An 18,915-nucleotide genomic window follows, 5' to 3' on the forward strand; every position below is an offset into this window, starting at 1 on the left:
TTTTCTATATAAGTTATTAACTTGATTTTTTTATTTTAATAAAATTTATAATAAGATATTTTTATATAAATTTTATGAAAAATAATTATTGTTTTATACTGGATTATATATATCTATAAAATTAGTTTTTAACTTAAATTTTTTTTCTAACCATTTTCCTAACATAATTACTCCTCCTTTTTCAGTTGCATGATGTCCAGCACTAATAAAATGAATTTTATTCTCATTAGCAATATGAATATTCATTTCTGATACTTCTCCTGTAAGAAAAACATCTACATCAAATTTTATAACCTCTTCAAAAAATTTTTGTCCTGCTCCACTACACCAGGCAATTTTATAAATTTTTTTTGGAGCATTTTCCCCAAAATGTAATGGTATTCTATTTAGTGTTTTTTTTATTTTAAAAAGAAAATTTTTTATATTGATTTTATTTTTTAAATATCCGTAAAAAATAAAAGGATTAATTTTTCCAGTAATATTAATATTTAATAATTTAGCTAAATAAATATTATTTCCTATTTCTTGATTAACATCTAAAGGAAGATGCCAACTATATAAATTAATATTATTTTTTAAAATTGTAAATATTCTTTTTTTTTTAAATCCTCTAATAATTGGAGATTCATGATACCAAAAATATCCATGATGAACTATAATAGCATCTGTTTTATATTTTACAGCAATATCTAATAATTTTTGACAAGCACTTACACCCATTATAATATTTTTTATATATTTTTTACCTTCTATTTGTAATCCATTAGGTATATAATCTTTTGTATTAGTATTATTATTTAATTTATTATTAATAATCATTTCTAATTTTTTATTTTTTATCATATTATTTTACTAATATTTATTTTATTTATAAAATAAATTTATATTTTTTTTTTAATTTTAGGAAATTAAAAATTTCTTTTTTAAGATGAAAAAAGATTTTTTTTAGAAATAAATAAAATTTGTGTGAGGAATTTAAATGTTTGAAAATTTAAGTAATAAATTATCTAAAATATTATTAAAAATAAGAAACTATGGACGTTTAACAGAAAAAAATATTCAAGATACTTTAAATGAAATTTATATTAATTTATTAGAATCAGATGTTGCTTTAGAAGTAATTAAAGATTTAATTAATAAAATTAAAAAAGAAGCTATTGGTAAAAAAATTAATAATAATTTTACTCCAGGTCAGGAATTTATAAAATTAATACACGAAAATTTAATTAAATTAATGGATTCCTCGAATAAAAATATTAATATAGCTACTCAACCTCCAGCTGTAATATTATTTACTGGATTACAGGGAGTAGGAAAAACAACTAGTGTGGTAAAATTAGCATATTTTTTAAAAAAAAAATATAAAAAAAAAATTTTAGTAGCATCAACAGATATATATAGACCTGCTGCTATACAACAATTAAAAATTTTAGCACAAAGTGTAAAAATTAATTTTTTTAATATAAATTCTGATATCTCTCCTATAGAAATATCTAAACAAGCTTTTTATTATGCTAAAACAAATTTTTACGATGTATTAATTATAGATACAGCAGGAAGACTACATATTAATCAAAAAATGATGGAAGAGATAAAAAATATTTCTAATTTATTATGTCCTATAGAAACTTTTTTTGTTATAGATGCTATGACTGGACAAGATTCTATTAATAGTGCTAAAAAATTTAATAAATTATTATCTATAACAGGTATTTTTTTAACTAAAACTGATAGTGATACTAGAGGAGGTGCTGTTTTATCTGTAAAATATATAATTAAAAAACCTATAAAATTTATTGGTAATGGGGAAAAAATAAATAATATTGCAATATTTACTCCTGAAATTATTGCTTCTAAAATATTAGGGATGCCTTCTGAATTAGCTATTATTGAAAATATTAAAAATAAAATTGATTTAAAAAAAAATAAAAAATTAATTGAAAAATTAAAAAATAAAAATAAATTAAGTTTACAAGATTTTTTAGAACAATTAGAACAAATAAAAAAAATAGGTAATAAAAATATTACTTATTTATTACAAAAAATGCAAATTAATAATATATATTCTACTCATCCTATTATGAATATTTTAAATATAGATAGTGCTACTATAAATAATCTTAAAACAATAATGAATTCTATGACTAAATTAGAAAAAAAAAATGTAGATATAATTAATTATTCTAGAAAAAAAAGAATATCCTTAGGATCTGGAGTTTCTATTTTAAAAATAAATGCTATACTAAAACAATATCATCAAATGATGTTAGTTACTAAAAAAATGAAAAAAAATAATAATATTAATAAAATAATTAGATATGTAAAAAATTTTTTTAATTTAAAACATTAGGTATAAATTATGGTTAAAATTAGATTATCTAGAAAAGGAATTAAAAAAAAACCTTTTTATCAAATAGTTGTTACTGATAGTAGAAATTCTAGAGATGGATATTTTATAGAAAAATTAGGTTATTTTAATCCTTTAGGTTTACACAAAAATATTAAAAAAAAAATATTAAAATTTAATAGGGATAGAATAAATTTTTGGTTATCTAAAGGTGCTGTACTCTCAAAAAGAGTTAATAGTTTAATTAAATAAATTAATAAATTTATTCATGAATATTTTAAAAGAAAAAATAACTTTAGGTAAATTTGGTAAAATTTATGGTATAAAAGGATGGATTAGATTATTTTCTTATACTCAAAATAAAAAAAATATTTTTTTTTACAAAAAATTATTTATATTAAATAATATAAAAAACATTTTTTTTATAAAAGTTAATCAATATATAAAAAAAAAAAAGTTTTTTATTGTTCAAATAAATAATATTAATAGTCCTAACGAAATTAGTAATTTTATTCATCATAAAATTTATATATTTAAGCATGAATTAGTTAAATATAAAAATAAACAAGAATATTATTGGAATGATATAATTGGATGTCATGTATTAAATATTAATAAAATTTATTTTGGTAAAATTATAAATATAATAGAAACAAAAATATATGATATTATCATAATTAAATCTAATAATTTATATATGAAAAATAAAAAAATATTAATTCCATTTATTAAACCTAATATAATTAAAAGTATTGATTTAATTAATCGTATTATTAAAGTAAACTGGAATTTATAGTTTTATAAATAAAATAAAAAATTATTATGTGGATTAGTATCGTTAGTTTATTTCCAGAAATGTTTGAAACAGTTATTAAATACGGATTAATTAATAAAAGTATAAAAAAGAAATTATTAAATATTAGTTTTTGGAATCCTAGAAATTACATGAAAAACAAATTTAATAAAATAGATTCTACTGTATATGGAGGAGGTGGTGGTGTTATATTAAAAGCAGAACCATTAATAGAAACTATTTCTAAAGCAAAATTAGAAATGAAAAATAATGTTAAAATAATTTATTTATCTCCACAAGGTAAAAAAATTAATATTTCTTATATTAAAAAATTATTATCATATAATAAAATGATATTTCTTTGCGGAAGATATAAAGGTATTGATGAACGAATTATTACTAATTTTGTAGATGAAGAAGTCTCAATTGGAGATTATATTCTTAGTGGGGGAGAATTACCTGCTATGATATTAATAGATATATTAGTTAGACAAATTCCTGGTGTATTAAATAGAATATCATCAAATAATACTGATTCTTTTTTTAATAATGGATTATTAGGATGTCCTAATTATACACGTCCTAGAATATTAAAAAATTTAAAGGAAAATATTGTTCCTAAAATATTATTATCAGGAAATCATAAAAAAATAAAAGAGTGGAGATTACAACAAGCATTAGGTATAACATGGTTAAAAAGACCTGATTTATTTAAAAAAAAAATATTAACAAAAAAAGAAAAAATTTTGTTTAATAAATTTAAAAATTCTTTTTTAAAAAAAAATAATGTTATGGAGTATGATTAAATGAATAATATCATTAATTACTTAGAAAAAAAACAAATGAAAAATTATCAAAAATTTCCTTTATTTAGATCAGGAGATACATTAGAAATAAAAATTTGGGTCGTTGAAGGAGAAAAAAAAAGACTTCAAACTTTTGAAGGTATTGTTATTTCATTAAGAAAAAAAAATAGTTTTAATTGTTCTTTTACAATTAGAAAATTATCAAATGGTTTTGGAATTGAACGTGTTTTTCCTTTATATTCTACAATAATTCATTCTATTTTAGTTAAAAAAAAAGGTCAGGTAAGAAAAGCAAAATTATATTATTTACGTAAATTAACTGGTAAGGCAGCACGAATTAAAGAACGGTTAATTTAAAATTAAAAATAATATTAATTAATATTTATTTTAAATAGTACATTATTTTTTTTTTTATATTGGAATATCTTTTAATTTTAATTTTTATTGCTTTATAAAAAATTGATTTTTTACCATAAATATTTATTTTTTTTTTAGCTCTTGTAATAGCAGTATAAATTAATTCTCTAGTTAATATAGAATAAAATTTATTTGGTAAAACTAATGAAATATTATTAAATTCTGATCCTTGAGATTTATGTACAGTTATTGCATAAGCAATTTCATAAGCAGGTAAGTTTTTAATAGATATAATTTGATATTTTCCATTAGCTAATAAAAATTTAATTTTTAATTTTTTATCAACTTCGTCAAAAAAAGTAATTCCAATATCTCCATTAAATAAATTTAAAAAATTATTATTTTGAGTAATAATAATAGGTCTTCCTATATACCAATTATCTTTTCTAATATTCTTAATTAAATTTTTTTTATTAAATAATTCTTTTTCTATAATCTTATTAATTATTTTCGTGCCAAATAAACCGTTTTTAATAGCACATATAATTTGATAATTATTTAAATAGTATAAAATGTTTTTATGATTATTATTTTGTTTTTTTAAAAAAATAAAATATTTTTCATATTTATGAATAAATGAATTAATCATTAATATATATTTTTTATCATTAATTATATTAATAAAATTCACATCAAAATTTTTTTTTAAAAATAATTTTTTAATTTTTTTTATATTTCCTTCTTTAATCATTATAGCTAATTTATGAATGTTAGAATTTGTGGAATATCTATAATTATATTGTAATTCGGTAATAAAATTACGGAAAAAGACTTTAGGAATATTATAATTTTTTTTTAATTTATTATTATTAATAGAGTTTAACCATAAAAAATATTGTTTTGTAAAAAAAAATTTCTTAAAATAACACAAATCTTTTAGCATACTACCATATTCTATTGATGGTAATTGATATTCATCTCCTAATAATATTAAATTTGTTTTTTTAGGTAAAATTTTAAAAATAATAAACATTAAGTTAAAATCAATCATAGATGCTTCATCTATTATTAATAGATCTAAATCTAATAAATTTTCCTTATTGTAAAAACTTTTTTTATTATAAATTTTCATTTTTAATAAATGATGTATAGTACTTGTTTTTTTAGGAACACTTTTTTTTTCATCTTTATTTATTAAATTTGAAGATATTTTTTTAAAAAATTTAGTTATAGAATAGATTAATCTAACAGATGCTTTACCTGTAGTTGCTACAACTTTAATTTTTAATGGTTTTTGATAAATTTTAATAAATGTAAAAATTATCTTTGATATTATACTAGTTTTTCCTGTGCCTGGAGAACCACTAATAATACTGATTCTATGTGTTAAAGCTGCACATAATGCTTCTTTTTGATAAATATTTTTATTATTATGATCAAATAAAATATTAAATATATATTTAATTTTATTTGGATCTATATAGTGAAAATTATTTTTAATAAAATTTTTAATTATTATATTTTCTTCCTCCCATATTTTATATAAATATAAACAATTATTTTCTAAAATGATAGGAGTAATTTGTTTACCATTATTAATAATTTTATTATTATCAAATAATATTTTTTCCCAATCTTTAACTTTATTTATTTCTTTTATTTTTTTTAAAAAAGGTATATTTTTAGTATATATCTCTAGAGATAATTTAGATATTGGTAAACAAATATTACCTTTACTAATACTTTTACTAAGTAATGATATTGCATATTTTAAAAATTCTTGTTTGTCGGAAGTAAAAATAGAAGCAAAATAAAAATCAATTAGTCTAATAATACCTATTTCACATAATTTTTTAAAAAAATAATTCATATGTTTTATATTAATATTTTTAAATTAAATTTAAAAAAATAATTTATTTAATTTTTCAATTAAATTTAAAGATGGTTTTGTTTCCCAGATACCATTTTTAGATTTCTTATCATCAATACCTCTAATATATAAATATATTACTCCTCCAAAATGTTTTTTATAATTATAATTTTTAATTCGATATTTTAAATATTTATGTAAAGATAAAGAATACAATTGATATTGTATATCATAACGTTTTAAAGATATATCTTTTTTAATATTTTTTTCTTTATAATATTTATAATTATTTCCTAGCCAATTTGATTTATAATCTATAATATAATATTTTTTATTCCATAAAATAATTAAATCTATTACACCTAATAGAAATCCTTGTATTGTTTCAAATTTTAATTCAGGTAATTTACGTGAAATTACATCGTATTTATTGATAATATTATTATATTTTACCGAAGAAAAAGAATTTTTTATTGATAAATAAAATTTAAATTCAGTTTTTTTATTTTTATTATTTATTTGTTGTAAAATAATATTTTTATTCCCTATCGGGATTTTTATAAGATTATTGAACCAATTAGTTATTATAATGTGCCAAATAGGATTAATATTATTTTTTAATAATTCTTGTTTAATAAATTTTCTAGTAATATTTTGAGTAAAATCTAATTTTTCTAAAATTTTATGTAAAATAATACCTATATATTTTCCATGAGGAAAATTATGTTGTGTTCTTTTTATATTTTTTTTATTTATATTTAAAAATTTATTTTTTAAATTTATATTTAAATAATTTAAATTATTATTTTGTTGCTTACTAATTTGAGAATAACTAGATATTATTTTATTTTTATAATAAAAATTATTAATTTGAGACGTAAATAATAATGTATTATTTATTTTTTTAAAAATTTTATTATTTATTTTTGTAATATTTTTTTTTTTTATAATTTTAATATCAATGTCTTGATTTTTTAAATTTTTTAAAATTATTTTTAAATCTATATTAGAAATATTATTTTTTTTTTTTAATAAAAAATCTAAAGCATTAAAATATTTAATATATTTATTTAATTTTTTAGAATTAAATATTTTAATATTAGCAATTCCAATACTACAATGAAAAATTGATCTTGTTAATGAAACATATAATAATCTTAAATTTTCTGCAAATGATTCTTCTAAAAATAATTTTTTACTTTCTTTATCTTTTTTAAAATCTAAAACTAATTTAAAAGTTTTTCTATCATGATAAATTATAGCATCCTGATTTATAAATTCTACAATATTAGAAGAAATAAATGGTAACCATACAATAGGAAATTGTAAACCTTTTGATTTATATATTGTCATGATTTTAATTTTATTAATATCATTATTTAGTTGTATTTGTTTATTTAATAAATTTTTATCAGTATGTGTAATTTGTTGTAATAACCATTCTATAATCTGATTACAATTAATCATATTCATACATGATGTTTGTATTAATTCACCTAAATACATAATATTTTTAATTTTTTTTTTCATAATATTATCAATAATATTAATTTTATAAAAAATATCATCTTTTATAAAAATTTTTTCTAACATATTTAAAATACCATATTTTTCCCAAATTAATTTATAATCAATAAATTTATCAATTATTCTTTCTATATAAATGTTTTGTTTATGATGTTTAAAAAATGATAAATTAATATTAAATAATGTACTAGATAAAAGATTAATAATTTTTTGTCTTTTATTTGCTTGTAAAATAGTTTTTAATAATAAAACTAATTCTTTTGCTTCTTGTTGTTCAAATATATTTATTGAATTAGATAAATAAATAGAAGGTAAATTAAAATTTATAAATTCTTTTTGTAAAATAAAAGCTTCAAAACGATTTCTTACTAAAATAGTTATATCTGAAATATTAATTTTTTTTTTTTTATAATTTTTTTGAAGAAATGCTCTATTTTTTTTTCCTAACATTATTAATTGACATATTTCATATGCACATGTATGTGCCATTTTTTGTTTATATAAATTTATATCAATAATTTTGTCAATCAACCAAAAAGTAAGACCAGGTTTTATATTATTATTAATAATTAAATTATAATTTGATTGTCGAATTACATATTTTATAGGATTAAATAATATATTTTTAAATAAAAAAGGATAAGATCTACAAGAAAATATTCTATTAATACTTTTTACCATAGTACTAGATGAACGCCAATTATTTTTTAATGTATAACGATTTTGTATTTTTACTGAAGCTTTAAAATAAGTAAAAATATCTGCACCTCTAAAAGAATAAATAGCTTGTTTAGGGTCTCCAATTAGTACAACAATATTATTATTTTTATTCAAGTATATTTTTTTTAAAATTTTATATTGTTGTATATCTGTATCTTGAAATTCATCTACTAATATTACAGGAAATATTTTTTTTATTTCTTGTATAATTTTTTTCCCAAATTTACTATTTAAACTTTTATTTAAAATAATTAATAAATCATTAAAACTAATTTGATTATTTATTTTTTTTTTTTTAGTTACATATTGATTTATATATTTAATAGCTTTAAGAATTACTAGAGATTTTAAATCAATAAATTTTTTTAAAAAAATATCTATATCTTGAAATAAGATAAATTTTGGTATTTTTATAATATCAATAGTTTTACTAATTAATATTTTTTGAGAAAATCTAGATATTTCTCTTGGATAAAAATTATCTTCATTTTTTGTAAAACTCCATAAATCAATAATACTAATCCACTTATTTAATGTTTTTTTATTATAAATATGCTTATTAATATTAGATCTAAGGATTATATCTATTATTTTATTTTTATATTTTATCCATTTTTTTTTAATTATTTGAATATATTTTAAATTTTTATGAAATTGTATATTTAAATTTCTATTTTTAATAGGATATTTTATAATTGGGAAAGGAATTTTTAATAAAAATGGGGTTAAAGTATCTAATAAAGTAAAAGGAGATTTCCAATAAAAAAAAATTATTTTTGCTATTTTTTTTGGTAATTTATAAAAATATTTTCTCCAAAAATTTATAGAAGCTTCTTTTTGTAAAATTGTTTCATCACTAATAATTTTTTTATTAGAAAAAAAATCATATATTTCACAATTTTTAAAAGTTAATATTTTTCTACAAAAAGAATGTATTGTATAAATAGATGCATTATGCATATGTAATTCAGCTTTTGATAATAAATTATAAGCTATATCATAATTTGTAATTTTTTTTATAAAATTATTTATAATTTCATACTTACTTTTTCTTTTTAAACATCCTTTTTTTAAAATACGAATACTTTTTTTTATTCTTTTATATAAATCTTGAGTTGCAATATCAGTAAAAGTCACAACTAAAATTTCTTCTACAGTTAGAGGTACATTATAATTTTTATGATACATTCCTAAAAGCATTCTTAGATATAAAATAATAATAGTAAATGTTTTACCAGTACCAGCAGATGCTTCAATAAGATATTGACCTGTTAAATTTTCTTTAAAAGGATCAAATTCTTTAAATTTTATTAATTTTTTTATCATTTTATTCATTTTAAATTAATTACTATAATATAGTAAATTTATCATCCATTTTTTTATTAATTTTATAATTTTAATCCATGTTTTTTCATTTAAATTAAAATTTAATTTTTTAAAATATGGATCATTACTTTCATTAAAAATATTATTATTATCCCAATAATAAAAAAATTTTTTTTTTGCTATATTTTGTAATGTATAGTTATCATTTACACATTTTTTATTTTTATCATAACAATAATTTATCCATATCCATGAACTTTTCATTGGTAAAAAAATAGGATTATTTATACCAGATAAATAACCATAAATATATTTTTCTAATAAAAAAATTGCTTTATCTTTTTCTAAAAATTTAAAACTATATTTTGTTTGTTTAAATCCATAAATAAATAAATTTATTCGTTTATTATTAACATTATTTGCACATAAAATTAAATGTTTAAGCCAAAGATCAATAATAATTTTAATATCTATTATTTTAGGTTCAAATTCTATTAAATTATTTTTATAACTAAAATATTTAATTTTTCCTTCTAATATAATATTTAAAATATTTAAATTAATTGTAAATATTTTTTCTATATATTTATTTTTCTTAAATTTATTATTAAAAATTTGATTTATTTTATATATTTTTTCTTTCCACCATAATCTTCCATAATAACCATAAGGTAAAATACCATTATTTAAATAAAAATAATATAAATTATCGATATTTTTATTTAAAATTAATGTATGTAATATTTTTTTATTAATAATATATTCTTGTAAATAATTAATAGTGAATGGTTCTGTATTAAATATTTTCAAATTATTTAAATCTTGTAAATATATTTTTAATCCTTGATTAAAAAAACCTTTTACAGGATGTTTCCAAAAATTAATTAGATTATGAATTTTTAATTTATTTATTTTTATTAATTTTGTTTTAGTAAAAAAATAATATTTCATAATATAATTTTTTTTTTTATGAAAAGATTTTTTATATTTATTTTGATATTTTTTAGAAAAATATTTAATAAGAATATTATGAATAAATTTATTTTTAAAATAATAATTTTTAGAAATATATAATAATAATTTTTTAACTATGTTAGATAAATTATTATTAATTGAATTATTATTAGTATAACTAATAAATAATTTATTTTCTGCAGAAATAATTAATTTTAAAAATAAATTTTTATCATTATTAGGAGAATTTTTTATTAAATCAAATACAAAAGGATATTTTATTGTTGGAAAAAACTCATTATTCATTCCTATTATAAAAATTTTTTTAAAAAATACATTTTGAAATATTTTTAAAGGACAAAAATTAATTTTGTTTATACAAAATATAAAATTTTTATTTTTTTCTTTAATAAAAGAACTAGCTTTTTTAATTATTATATCAATTGATATTTTATTATTATATTTTATATTCAATCCCTGTTTTAGAAATAAAAAAATTTTTTTTAAAATAAAATTTATATTTTGATTTATAAAGTTATTTTTAGGGAAAAAATCATAACAAAATTTTAATAAAATTTTTTCCCATTTTTGTAAAACAAATTTTTTCTTAAATTTTTTTTTCCATTTTTCTAATGTAAATAAAAAATGGATAAATTTTTCTAATAATTTTTGTGATAATTCAGGAGGTACATTATATGGAATTAAATTTTTCCATTTTCCTGAATCTTGGTTTAAAGCAAAACCTAAAAATAAACGATGTATACCTAACTTCCATGTAAATTGATCTTTATTAATAGAAATACTATGAAATTTTTGCATATTTAAACTAGATTTTATACCTAAATCATTTATCCAATAACGTAAATATTCTATATCATTTTTATCTAAACAAAATTTATTAGATATATGATAATCATCTAATAAAAAAAATATTTCTTTAGGTATTAAATCTTTATAAGGTAACTTTAATAAAAATAAAAATTTATTTAAAATATTTAAATTTTTTAAATTTTCTGGATTAGAATATATATTAATAGGTATACTTTTATTTTTAAATATCGAATTAATAAAAGGAGCATAGATGTCTAATTTAGGTGATAAAACAATTATATCATGTAAAAAATAATCTTGATTTTTTTTGAAAGTGTATAATATATTATTATATAATAGTTTTGTTTCTGTATATAAATCTGAACAAACATTTATTTGAATAGATTTATCTAAATAATTAATTTTTTTTTTTAATTTTAAATTATGTTCATATGAAAATAAAATATCATTTTTTATATTATTTAATAAATTTGAATTATTATTTTTTATAAAAGATTCAATAGATCTAGATGATAAGTTTATAAATTTATTAATATTATTTAGGTAATTATTACCCCAAGAAAATAATAATGTATTAAAATTAATATTTTTTTTATTTAAACTTGTATATTTACATAAACCTCCCCAGTAATATTTTGAAGGGCTACATACTAAAATGTGTATTTCAATATATTTTTTAAATTTATCTAAAAATTTTAAATATATTAAAGGTATATCTTGTATGTCTAATAAATATATTCTTTTTGGGAGAAAATTATATTTAAAAATCTGATATTTTTCATTTTTTTGATAAAAATCATATAATTTACCATAATGCCATAATTCTTTATTCAAAATATTTTTATAATATTTTAATATTGTTTGCCATAATTTAGCTTGCCATATTTGATGCTTATTATTTAAAAGATTAAAAACTTGATTTTTTTCCCATAAAAATAATAGTTCTGGTTTATATTTTTGATAATTATTATATAAATAAGATATTTGAGTAGATAATTTAAATAAAAAATTAAAATTTTTAATTTTAAATTCAAATTTATTTTTAAAATTTATAAATTCTTTAGTAGATATTAATTTAGGTATAAGTAATGATATTAACCAAGTAATATTATTTTTACATAAAAGTTTATCTTGAGATATAGGAATTATATGTATTAATAAATCATGCATAAATTTATCTAAAGAAATAAATTCTATATTACTATATATTCCTAAAATTTTTGAAAAATTAACTTTTATTAATTGTGAAAAAATTTTACAATTATTAAATAATATAATTTCGGAAGTTAAAGGATTTTTTAAAGGATTTTTTTTAATTTGTATTTTTATTATATTTAATAATATGTTAATATTATTAGAATAGTAAGTTGTAAACATATTAGATTATATTTAATTAAATAAGTTGCTTATAAAAATAATTAATCCAATAATTATCATAATTATTGAAAATAATTGATTAATTGTTAAAATTATATGATTATGTAAAAAGGTAAATTGAATATCAGGTTCTCTAAAATATTCTATAAAGAATCTTATTATACCATAAAAAAATAAAAATAAACTAGATTTATATCCTATAAAAATATTCTTTTTAAATATTATATTTAATATTAAAAATAAAATAATCCCTTCTAAAAAACATTCATAAATTTGTGTAGGATGTCTAGGTAAATTACCATATATTGTAAATATATCTTGATATTTTAAATATTTCTGAATATATATTACGTCTTTTTGCGTTGAATTAGGGAAGATAATAGCCCATGGCACATTTGTAACTTTTCCCCATAATTCACTATTAATAAAATTACCTATTCTCCCCATTGTCAGTCCAATTGGTATCATAGGTGTTATCAAATCAGTTATTTGTAAAAATTTTTTTTTTTTTATATAAGAAATAAAAAATATTACTATAATAGTAACAATTAAAGCACCAAAAAATGACATTCCCCCTTTCCAAAATTGAATTAAAATGACTGGATTATTAATAAAATCATTTATGTGATATATTAATATACATCCAATTTTTCCACCTAATAATAAACCTAAAAAACATAAATATAATAAATTATGAATTTCTTCTTTTTTCTTAAAAATTTTTTTTTTATTTCTTATATAAAAAATTCTTTTTATAAAGATAAAACTAATTAAATACATAATTCCATACCAATAAATATTAATTTTATGTATTTTTAAAAAAATGGGATTTATATTTGGGAATATAAAATATTTTTTATACATTTTATTATAGATTAATTTAATTTATATATTATAATATATAATATACTTATAAATAAAAATTTTATATATATGCAAAAAATTTTTCCTACTTACATTTCTAATGAAAATATTCTTTTTTTAAGAGCACAATTAATAACAGGATATTATATAATTGATATTTTAAGATGGTTAAATTATAAAATTTCTTATAAATTTAACAAGGATAAAGGGATAATAGGAAAATTAATAGAATTTTATTTAACAAGTAATAAACAAAATAATTTTTTAAATCAAGATATTCCTGATCTTGGTATAGAAATTAAAACTATTACTATAGATATAAATAATAAAATTATTAATAATAGTTTTATTTGTTCTTTACCTTTAATGAATAATAAGAATTTGTTTTTTTATCCAAATAAATTATATAATAAATTATCAAAAATTTTATGGATACCTATTATAATTAAAAATATAAAAACTCCTATGCTTATGAGGAAAATAGGTCATCCTTTTTTTTGGATACCGTCTATAAATGAAAAAAAAAAATTAAATTATGACTGGAATAATTTAATGAAATTATTAATTTTAGGACAAATAAAATATATAAATTCTTATAATGGTTATATTTTATTAGTAAAAAATAAAGGTAATAAAAAACAATTAACTAAAACTATAAATAATACAGGTAAAATTATATCTGTCACTCCTAAATCTTTGTATTTTAAAAAAAAATTTTTATCTTCTTTAATAAGAAAGCATAAAAATTTGACAAAATAAATTAATAAAATATTTATTTAAATAATTCTAAATTAATTAATTCTTGTATTTTCTGACGACGTCTGATAATTTTAGGAATGTTATTTTCAATTAAAATTTCAGGTATTAGTGGTCTACTATTATAATTAGAAGACATTGAAGCACCATATGCTCCTGTATCATGAAAAACTAAATAATCACCAAGATTTACTATAGGTAACATAAAAAAAGAAATTTCTCCATTTTCTAATTGTGTAAATATATCTCCTGATTCACATAAAGGTCCCGCAATAATAGTATCAGTTTTTGGATAATTCGACATATCTTCACCTTTTGCTGAAATTGCAGATATATAGTGATAACTACCGTACATTACTGGCCTAATTAAATCATTAAATCCTGCATCTACAATAACAAATCTTTTTTTTTTTATCTTTTTTATAGCACATACTTGACAAATTAAAAATCCTGATTCTGCTACTAAAAATCTTCCTGGTTCAATTTCTAATTTTATTTTTTTTTTAAAAAAATTATTAATAATATTTCTTGTATTATTCCATAATTGGAAATAATGATTTGTATTAACTATTTGATCACTTTTTTTATAAGGTATAGATAAGCCCCCCCCTGCTGATATTATATTAATTTGAGGCATATAAGGTTGTAGTACATTATATAACATTGAATTACATACTTTTTGTAAATGTTGATAATTAACTCCTGAACCTATATGCATATGTATTCCAATTAAATTTAAATTATATTTTTTAATAAAATAAATAGATTTTTTTAAATCTGTATACCAGATACCATGTTTACTTGTTTCTCCTCCAGTATTTGTTTTTTTATTATGTCCGTGTCCAAAACCGGGATTAATTCTTAACCATATATTATGGCCTGTAGAAATATTACCTAATTGATGTAACATATCTATTGATCCAATATTAACAGTAATATTAAGTTCAACAATACGCTTTAATGTTTGTGCATCAAAAATATCTGAAGTAAAAACAATATCATGCACATTTTTGGGATTGTATCCAGCAGTTAATGCTCTTTCTATTTCTCCTAATGAAATAGCATCTACTTTCACTCCTTCATATTTCATAAGTTTTAAAATATTTATATTAGAACAAGATTTTTGTGCAAATCTAATTATATCAAATTCTTTTAATTGTAAAATTTTATTTTTTATATTTTCAGCACAATATAACCAAAAAGGAGTTTTATATTTTTTTATTAAAAATAGAATTGTTGCAGTAGTAATATTATTTTTATTAAATTTTTTATCAAAAATTTGTATTTTCATTTTAAAACCCTATTTTTATAAATATGATATGTTAAAGAATTTTTTATAGATATTTTAAACATTAATTATATAAATATTTACAAGTATATAATTACAAATTAAAAGATTATTTAATAATTATAATTATATTTTACATTTTAAGTAAATTTTATTTAACTTAAATTTAAATTTATATTATTTTAATAATACATAAAATATTTAATATAAATAAAAGCTTTAATGAATTTAGTAGCCAAGATAATTTATCTATGTTATTTATAAAATAAAATATTTAAAATAATTAATAATTACCTATATAATTTACTAATATAATTTATTATAATTTAATTAGTTATTAATTAAATTAAAAGTTATTTTTTTAATTATGTAAAAATTTTAAAATATATTAAAATTTAGGGAAAAATAATGTTACAAAAAGAAATTATTATTCAGAATACTCATGGTTTTCATACTCGTCCAGCAGCAATATTTGTAAAAGAAGCTAAAAATTTCATATCAGATATTACAATTACATCTCAAGGAAAAACTATAAACGCTAAAAGTTTATTTAAGATACAAACTTTAGGATTAACTAAAGGAACTTTAATTATTTTAAAAACTTCAGGAATAGATGAAAAACAAGCTATTGAACATTTAACTAAAGTTATTCAAAAGTTATAAAATAATTTTAAATTTTATAATTAAATTTATAAAAATATTTTAATAATCCATTTAATTAATTATTAAAATTATTACTAGGAATAAATATTTGATATAAATGATTACATAATAGGAGTAAAAAAATATGATTTCAGGAATTATAGCTTCTCCTGGTATTTGTTTTGGTAAAGCTTTTTTATTAAAAAAAGAAAATATTATTATTAATCGTAATAAAATTACTCATAATCAAATAAATATAGAAATTAATAAATTTTTAAATAGTCAAAAAAAATCTATAAAACAAGTAAAAAATATAAAAGAAAAATCATCACAAAAAATAAATTCTGAAAAAGAATTAATTCTTGACGGATATATTCTATTTTTAGAAGATGAAGAAATGACTAAAGAAATTATTTTTTTAATAAAAAATAATTTCTTATCTGCAGATGCAGCTGTAGATTCAGTTATAAATTCTCAAATTAAAAAATTAAAAAATTTACATGATGATTATTTAAAAGAAAGAATTTTTGATATTAGAGATATTGGTGATCGCTTAATAAAAAATATTTTAAAATTAAGTATGATTAATTTAAATAAAATAAATGAAAAAGTAATTTTAATTGCAAAGGATCTTACACCTTCTGAAACAGCTCAATTAAATTTAAATAAAATTCTAGGATTTATTACTGATTTAGGAAGTAAAACTTCTCATACTGCTATTATGGCACGTTCTTTAGAAATACCTGCAATTGTAGGAACTGGTAATATAACTACTAAAATTAAAACAAATGATTATATTATTTTAGATAGTATTAATAATAATATTTATATAAATCCTTCTATAGATATAATTGAAAAAAAAAAAATATTATTTAATAATTATATAATAGAAAAAGAAAAACTTAAAAAAATTAGTAATTTGCCAGCTAAAACTAAAGATAATTATCAAATTAAAATATGTGCTAATATAGGATCATTACAAGAATTAAATAATATTCAAGAAAATGGTGCTGATGGTATTGGTTTATATAGAACAGAATTTTTATTTATGAATCGTAATTTTTTACCTACAGAAGAAGAACAATTTAATATTTATAAAACTGTTGCTAAAAGGATGAAGGATAAATCAGTTATTATTAGAACTATGGATATAGGAGGCGATAAAAAAATACCATATATGAATTTACCTAAAGAAGAAAATCCATTTTTAGGTTATAGAGCTATTAGAATAAGTATAGATCGAAAAGATATTTTACATACACAATTAAGAGCTATTTTAAGAGCATCTATATTTGGTAAATTATATATCATGTTCCCTATGATTATTTCAGTGGAAGAAGTTTGCTTTTTAAAGGAAGAATTAAAATATTTAAAAAGACAATTACAAAAACAAAAATATAGTTTTAATAAAAATATCCCTATCGGGATAATGATAGAAACACCTTCATCTGCTATAATAGCTCATTATTTAATTAAAGAAGTAGATTTTTTTAGTATAGGTACTAATGATTTAACTCAATATACATTAGCTGTAGATCGTGGTAATGATTTAATTTCACACTTATATAATCCTATTCATCCTGCTATACTTTTTCTAATAAAAAAAGTAATAGATGCATCACATTCAGAAGGAAAATGGACAGGTATGTGTGGAGAGTTAGCAAGTGATGAATTTTTTATTCCTGTATTATTAGGTATGGGATTAAACGAATTTAGTATGAGTGCTATTTCTATTCCAAAAATTAAAAATATTATTCGTAATATAGAAATAATTGAAGCTAAAGAATTAGCTAATAATATTTTATTACAACCTACAATTAAAAACATTAAAAATTTATTAATAGAATTTAATAAAAAACAAAATATTTCTAAAAGGTAAAAAAATGAATCTTTTTTCTAATTTTTTTAAAAAAAAAAAACAAATTGAAATGACTAAAATATTTGCTCCTATTTCAGGAAGTATAATAGATATAGAAAAAGTTCCTGATATTGTATTTGCTGATAAAATTGTAGGAGATGGTATTGCTATTAATCCAACTGGCAATATTTTAGTTGCTCCTATTGATGGAATAATTGGGAAAATATTTGATACTAATCATGCTTTTTCAATAAAAACATATAATAAAATTGAGTTATTTGTTCATTTTGGAATTGATACAGTAAATTTAAAAGGTAAAGGATTTATAAGAAAATTTAATTTAAAAAAAAACAATATAGTTAAAAAAGGTGAAACTATTATTGAATTAGATTTAAATTTTTTAAAAAAAAATGCTAAATCTATATATACTCCTGTAGTAATTTCTAATATTGAAAAAATTAATAAAATTAAAAAATATTCAGGAAACGTTATAGCTGGAATTGACCCTATATTAGAAATTTATAAATAAATTTTTTAAAAAAAATGTTAAAAAAATTTTTGATAAAAATTTCTACAATATTTTTTATAAATATTTACGA

The 18,915-nt window shown here is 17.2% G+C and carries 15 protein-coding genes; 9 read left to right on the plus strand and 6 right to left on the minus strand.

The genetic code is table 11. The annotated features are described in order from the left end of the window. Positions 1–93: 93 nt before the first annotated feature. Complete coding sequence (locus GJU01_RS02010) at positions 94–840, minus strand: Nif3-like dinuclear metal center hexameric protein (protein WP_168868227.1); 747 nt, start codon at positions 838–840, stop codon at positions 94–96. Positions 841–979: 139 nt separating this feature from the next. Here GJU01_RS02010 and GJU01_RS02015 point away from each other — a divergent pair, with 139 nt between their 5' ends. From GJU01_RS02015 to rplS, 5 genes are read left to right on the plus strand one after another with little or no spacing between them, the layout of a single operon-like run. After that, positions 980–2,350 (plus strand): signal recognition particle protein, encoded by a 1,371-nt coding sequence (locus GJU01_RS02015; protein ID WP_168868169.1) that lies wholly within the window; start codon positions 980–982, stop codon positions 2,348–2,350. 9 nt (positions 2,351–2,359) lie between these two features. Further along, the gene (gene rpsP / locus GJU01_RS02020) at positions 2,360–2,599 is read left to right on the plus strand and encodes a 30S ribosomal protein S16 (protein ID WP_168868170.1); all 240 of its coding nucleotides are present in this window, start codon (positions 2,360–2,362) and stop codon (positions 2,597–2,599) included. Positions 2,600–2,615: 16 nt separating this feature from the next. Further along, entirely contained in the window at positions 2,616–3,143 is a 528-nt protein-coding gene (gene rimM / locus GJU01_RS02025; RefSeq protein ID WP_168868171.1) for a ribosome maturation factor RimM, read from the plus strand. Positions 3,144–3,169: 26 nt separating this feature from the next. Then, positions 3,170–3,946, plus strand: coding sequence for a tRNA (guanosine(37)-N1)-methyltransferase TrmD (gene trmD / locus GJU01_RS02030; protein WP_168868172.1), 777 nt, complete (start codon positions 3,170–3,172; stop codon positions 3,944–3,946). Further along, complete coding sequence (rplS, locus tag GJU01_RS02035; RefSeq protein ID WP_168868173.1) at positions 3,947–4,303, plus strand: 50S ribosomal protein L19; 357 nt, start codon at positions 3,947–3,949, stop codon at positions 4,301–4,303. Positions 4,304–4,328: 25 nt separating this feature from the next. On the opposite strand, the gene recD is transcribed toward rplS, so the two are convergent. The 4 genes from recD to lgt are packed head-to-tail and all read right to left on the minus strand — an operon-like array spanning position 4,329 to position 13,772. Continuing rightward, positions 4,329–6,173, minus strand: a complete 1,845-nt coding sequence (recD, locus tag GJU01_RS02040) for an exodeoxyribonuclease V subunit alpha (RefSeq protein ID WP_168868174.1) — start codon at positions 6,171–6,173, stop codon at positions 4,329–4,331. A 30-nt stretch (positions 6,174–6,203) separates the two neighbouring features. Beyond that, a complete protein-coding gene (gene recB / locus GJU01_RS02045) occupies positions 6,204–9,755 on the minus strand; it encodes an exodeoxyribonuclease V subunit beta (RefSeq protein WP_168868175.1) in 3,552 nt (1,183 codons plus the stop codon). Positions 9,756–9,761: 6 nt separating this feature from the next. Next, positions 9,762–12,908: an exodeoxyribonuclease V subunit gamma gene (locus tag GJU01_RS02050; protein ID WP_168868176.1), complete on the minus strand. Its 3,147-nt coding sequence runs from the start codon at positions 12,906–12,908 to the stop codon at positions 9,762–9,764. 12 nt (positions 12,909–12,920) lie between these two features. Then, positions 12,921–13,772, minus strand: coding sequence for a prolipoprotein diacylglyceryl transferase (gene lgt / locus GJU01_RS02055; protein WP_168868177.1), 852 nt, complete (start codon positions 13,770–13,772; stop codon positions 12,921–12,923). 69 nt (positions 13,773–13,841) lie between these two features. Here lgt and GJU01_RS02060 point away from each other — a divergent pair, with 69 nt between their 5' ends. Continuing rightward, positions 13,842–14,531, plus strand: a complete 690-nt coding sequence (locus GJU01_RS02060; protein ID WP_168868178.1) for a MutH/Sau3AI family endonuclease — start codon at positions 13,842–13,844, stop codon at positions 14,529–14,531. A gap of 13 nt (positions 14,532–14,544) precedes the next feature. On the opposite strand, the gene lysA is transcribed toward GJU01_RS02060, so the two are convergent. Next, the gene (gene lysA, locus GJU01_RS02065) at positions 14,545–15,819 is read right to left on the minus strand and encodes a diaminopimelate decarboxylase (protein WP_168868179.1); all 1,275 of its coding nucleotides are present in this window, start codon (positions 15,817–15,819) and stop codon (positions 14,545–14,547) included. A 405-nt stretch (positions 15,820–16,224) separates the two neighbouring features. Here lysA and GJU01_RS02070 point away from each other — a divergent pair, with 405 nt between their 5' ends. The 3 genes from GJU01_RS02070 (at position 16,225) to crr (ending at position 18,845) form a co-directional block, all read left to right on the plus strand. After that, complete coding sequence (locus tag GJU01_RS02070; protein WP_168868180.1) at positions 16,225–16,479, plus strand: HPr family phosphocarrier protein; 255 nt, start codon at positions 16,225–16,227, stop codon at positions 16,477–16,479. Between the two features lie 124 nt (positions 16,480–16,603). Beyond that, positions 16,604–18,337, plus strand: coding sequence for a phosphoenolpyruvate-protein phosphotransferase PtsI (gene ptsI, locus GJU01_RS02075; RefSeq protein ID WP_168868181.1), 1,734 nt, complete (start codon positions 16,604–16,606; stop codon positions 18,335–18,337). A 4-nt stretch (positions 18,338–18,341) separates the two neighbouring features. Further along, complete coding sequence (gene crr, locus GJU01_RS02080) at positions 18,342–18,845, plus strand: PTS glucose transporter subunit IIA (protein ID WP_168868182.1); 504 nt, start codon at positions 18,342–18,344, stop codon at positions 18,843–18,845. Positions 18,846–18,915: the final 70 nt, after the last annotated feature.

This window comes from Enterobacteriaceae endosymbiont of Donacia vulgaris (genome assembly GCF_012568445.1).
Taxonomy (GTDB): Bacteria; Pseudomonadota; Gammaproteobacteria; order Enterobacterales; family Enterobacteriaceae.

Excerpts from the sequence above, each read along its gene's own strand:
- GJU01_RS02015 (WP_168868169.1), top strand. The coding sequence starts at position 980 with ATGTTTGAAAATTTAAGTAATAAATTATCTAAAATATTATTAAAAATA.
- rpsP (WP_168868170.1), top strand. The coding sequence starts at position 2,360 with ATGGTTAAAATTAGATTATCTAGAAAAGGAATTAAAAAAAAACCTTTT.
- rimM (WP_168868171.1), top strand. The coding sequence starts at position 2,616 with ATGAATATTTTAAAAGAAAAAATAACTTTAGGTAAATTTGGTAAAATT.
- trmD (WP_168868172.1), top strand. The coding sequence starts at position 3,170 with ATGTGGATTAGTATCGTTAGTTTATTTCCAGAAATGTTTGAAACAGTT.
- rplS (WP_168868173.1), top strand. The coding sequence starts at position 3,947 with ATGAATAATATCATTAATTACTTAGAAAAAAAACAAATGAAAAATTAT.
- recD (WP_168868174.1), bottom strand. The coding sequence starts at position 6,173 with ATGAATTATTTTTTTAAAAAATTATGTGAAATAGGTATTATTAGACTA.
- recB (WP_168868175.1), bottom strand. The coding sequence starts at position 9,755 with ATGAATAAAATGATAAAAAAATTAATAAAATTTAAAGAATTTGATCCT.
- GJU01_RS02050 (WP_168868176.1), bottom strand. The coding sequence starts at position 12,908 with ATGTTTACAACTTACTATTCTAATAATATTAACATATTATTAAATATA.
- lgt (WP_168868177.1), bottom strand. The coding sequence starts at position 13,772 with ATGTATAAAAAATATTTTATATTCCCAAATATAAATCCCATTTTTTTA.
- GJU01_RS02060 (WP_168868178.1), top strand. The coding sequence starts at position 13,842 with ATGCAAAAAATTTTTCCTACTTACATTTCTAATGAAAATATTCTTTTT.
- lysA (WP_168868179.1), bottom strand. The coding sequence starts at position 15,819 with ATGAAAATACAAATTTTTGATAAAAAATTTAATAAAAATAATATTACT.
- GJU01_RS02070 (WP_168868180.1), top strand. The coding sequence starts at position 16,225 with ATGTTACAAAAAGAAATTATTATTCAGAATACTCATGGTTTTCATACT.
- ptsI (WP_168868181.1), top strand. The coding sequence starts at position 16,604 with ATGATTTCAGGAATTATAGCTTCTCCTGGTATTTGTTTTGGTAAAGCT.
- crr (WP_168868182.1), top strand. The coding sequence starts at position 18,342 with ATGAATCTTTTTTCTAATTTTTTTAAAAAAAAAAAACAAATTGAAATG.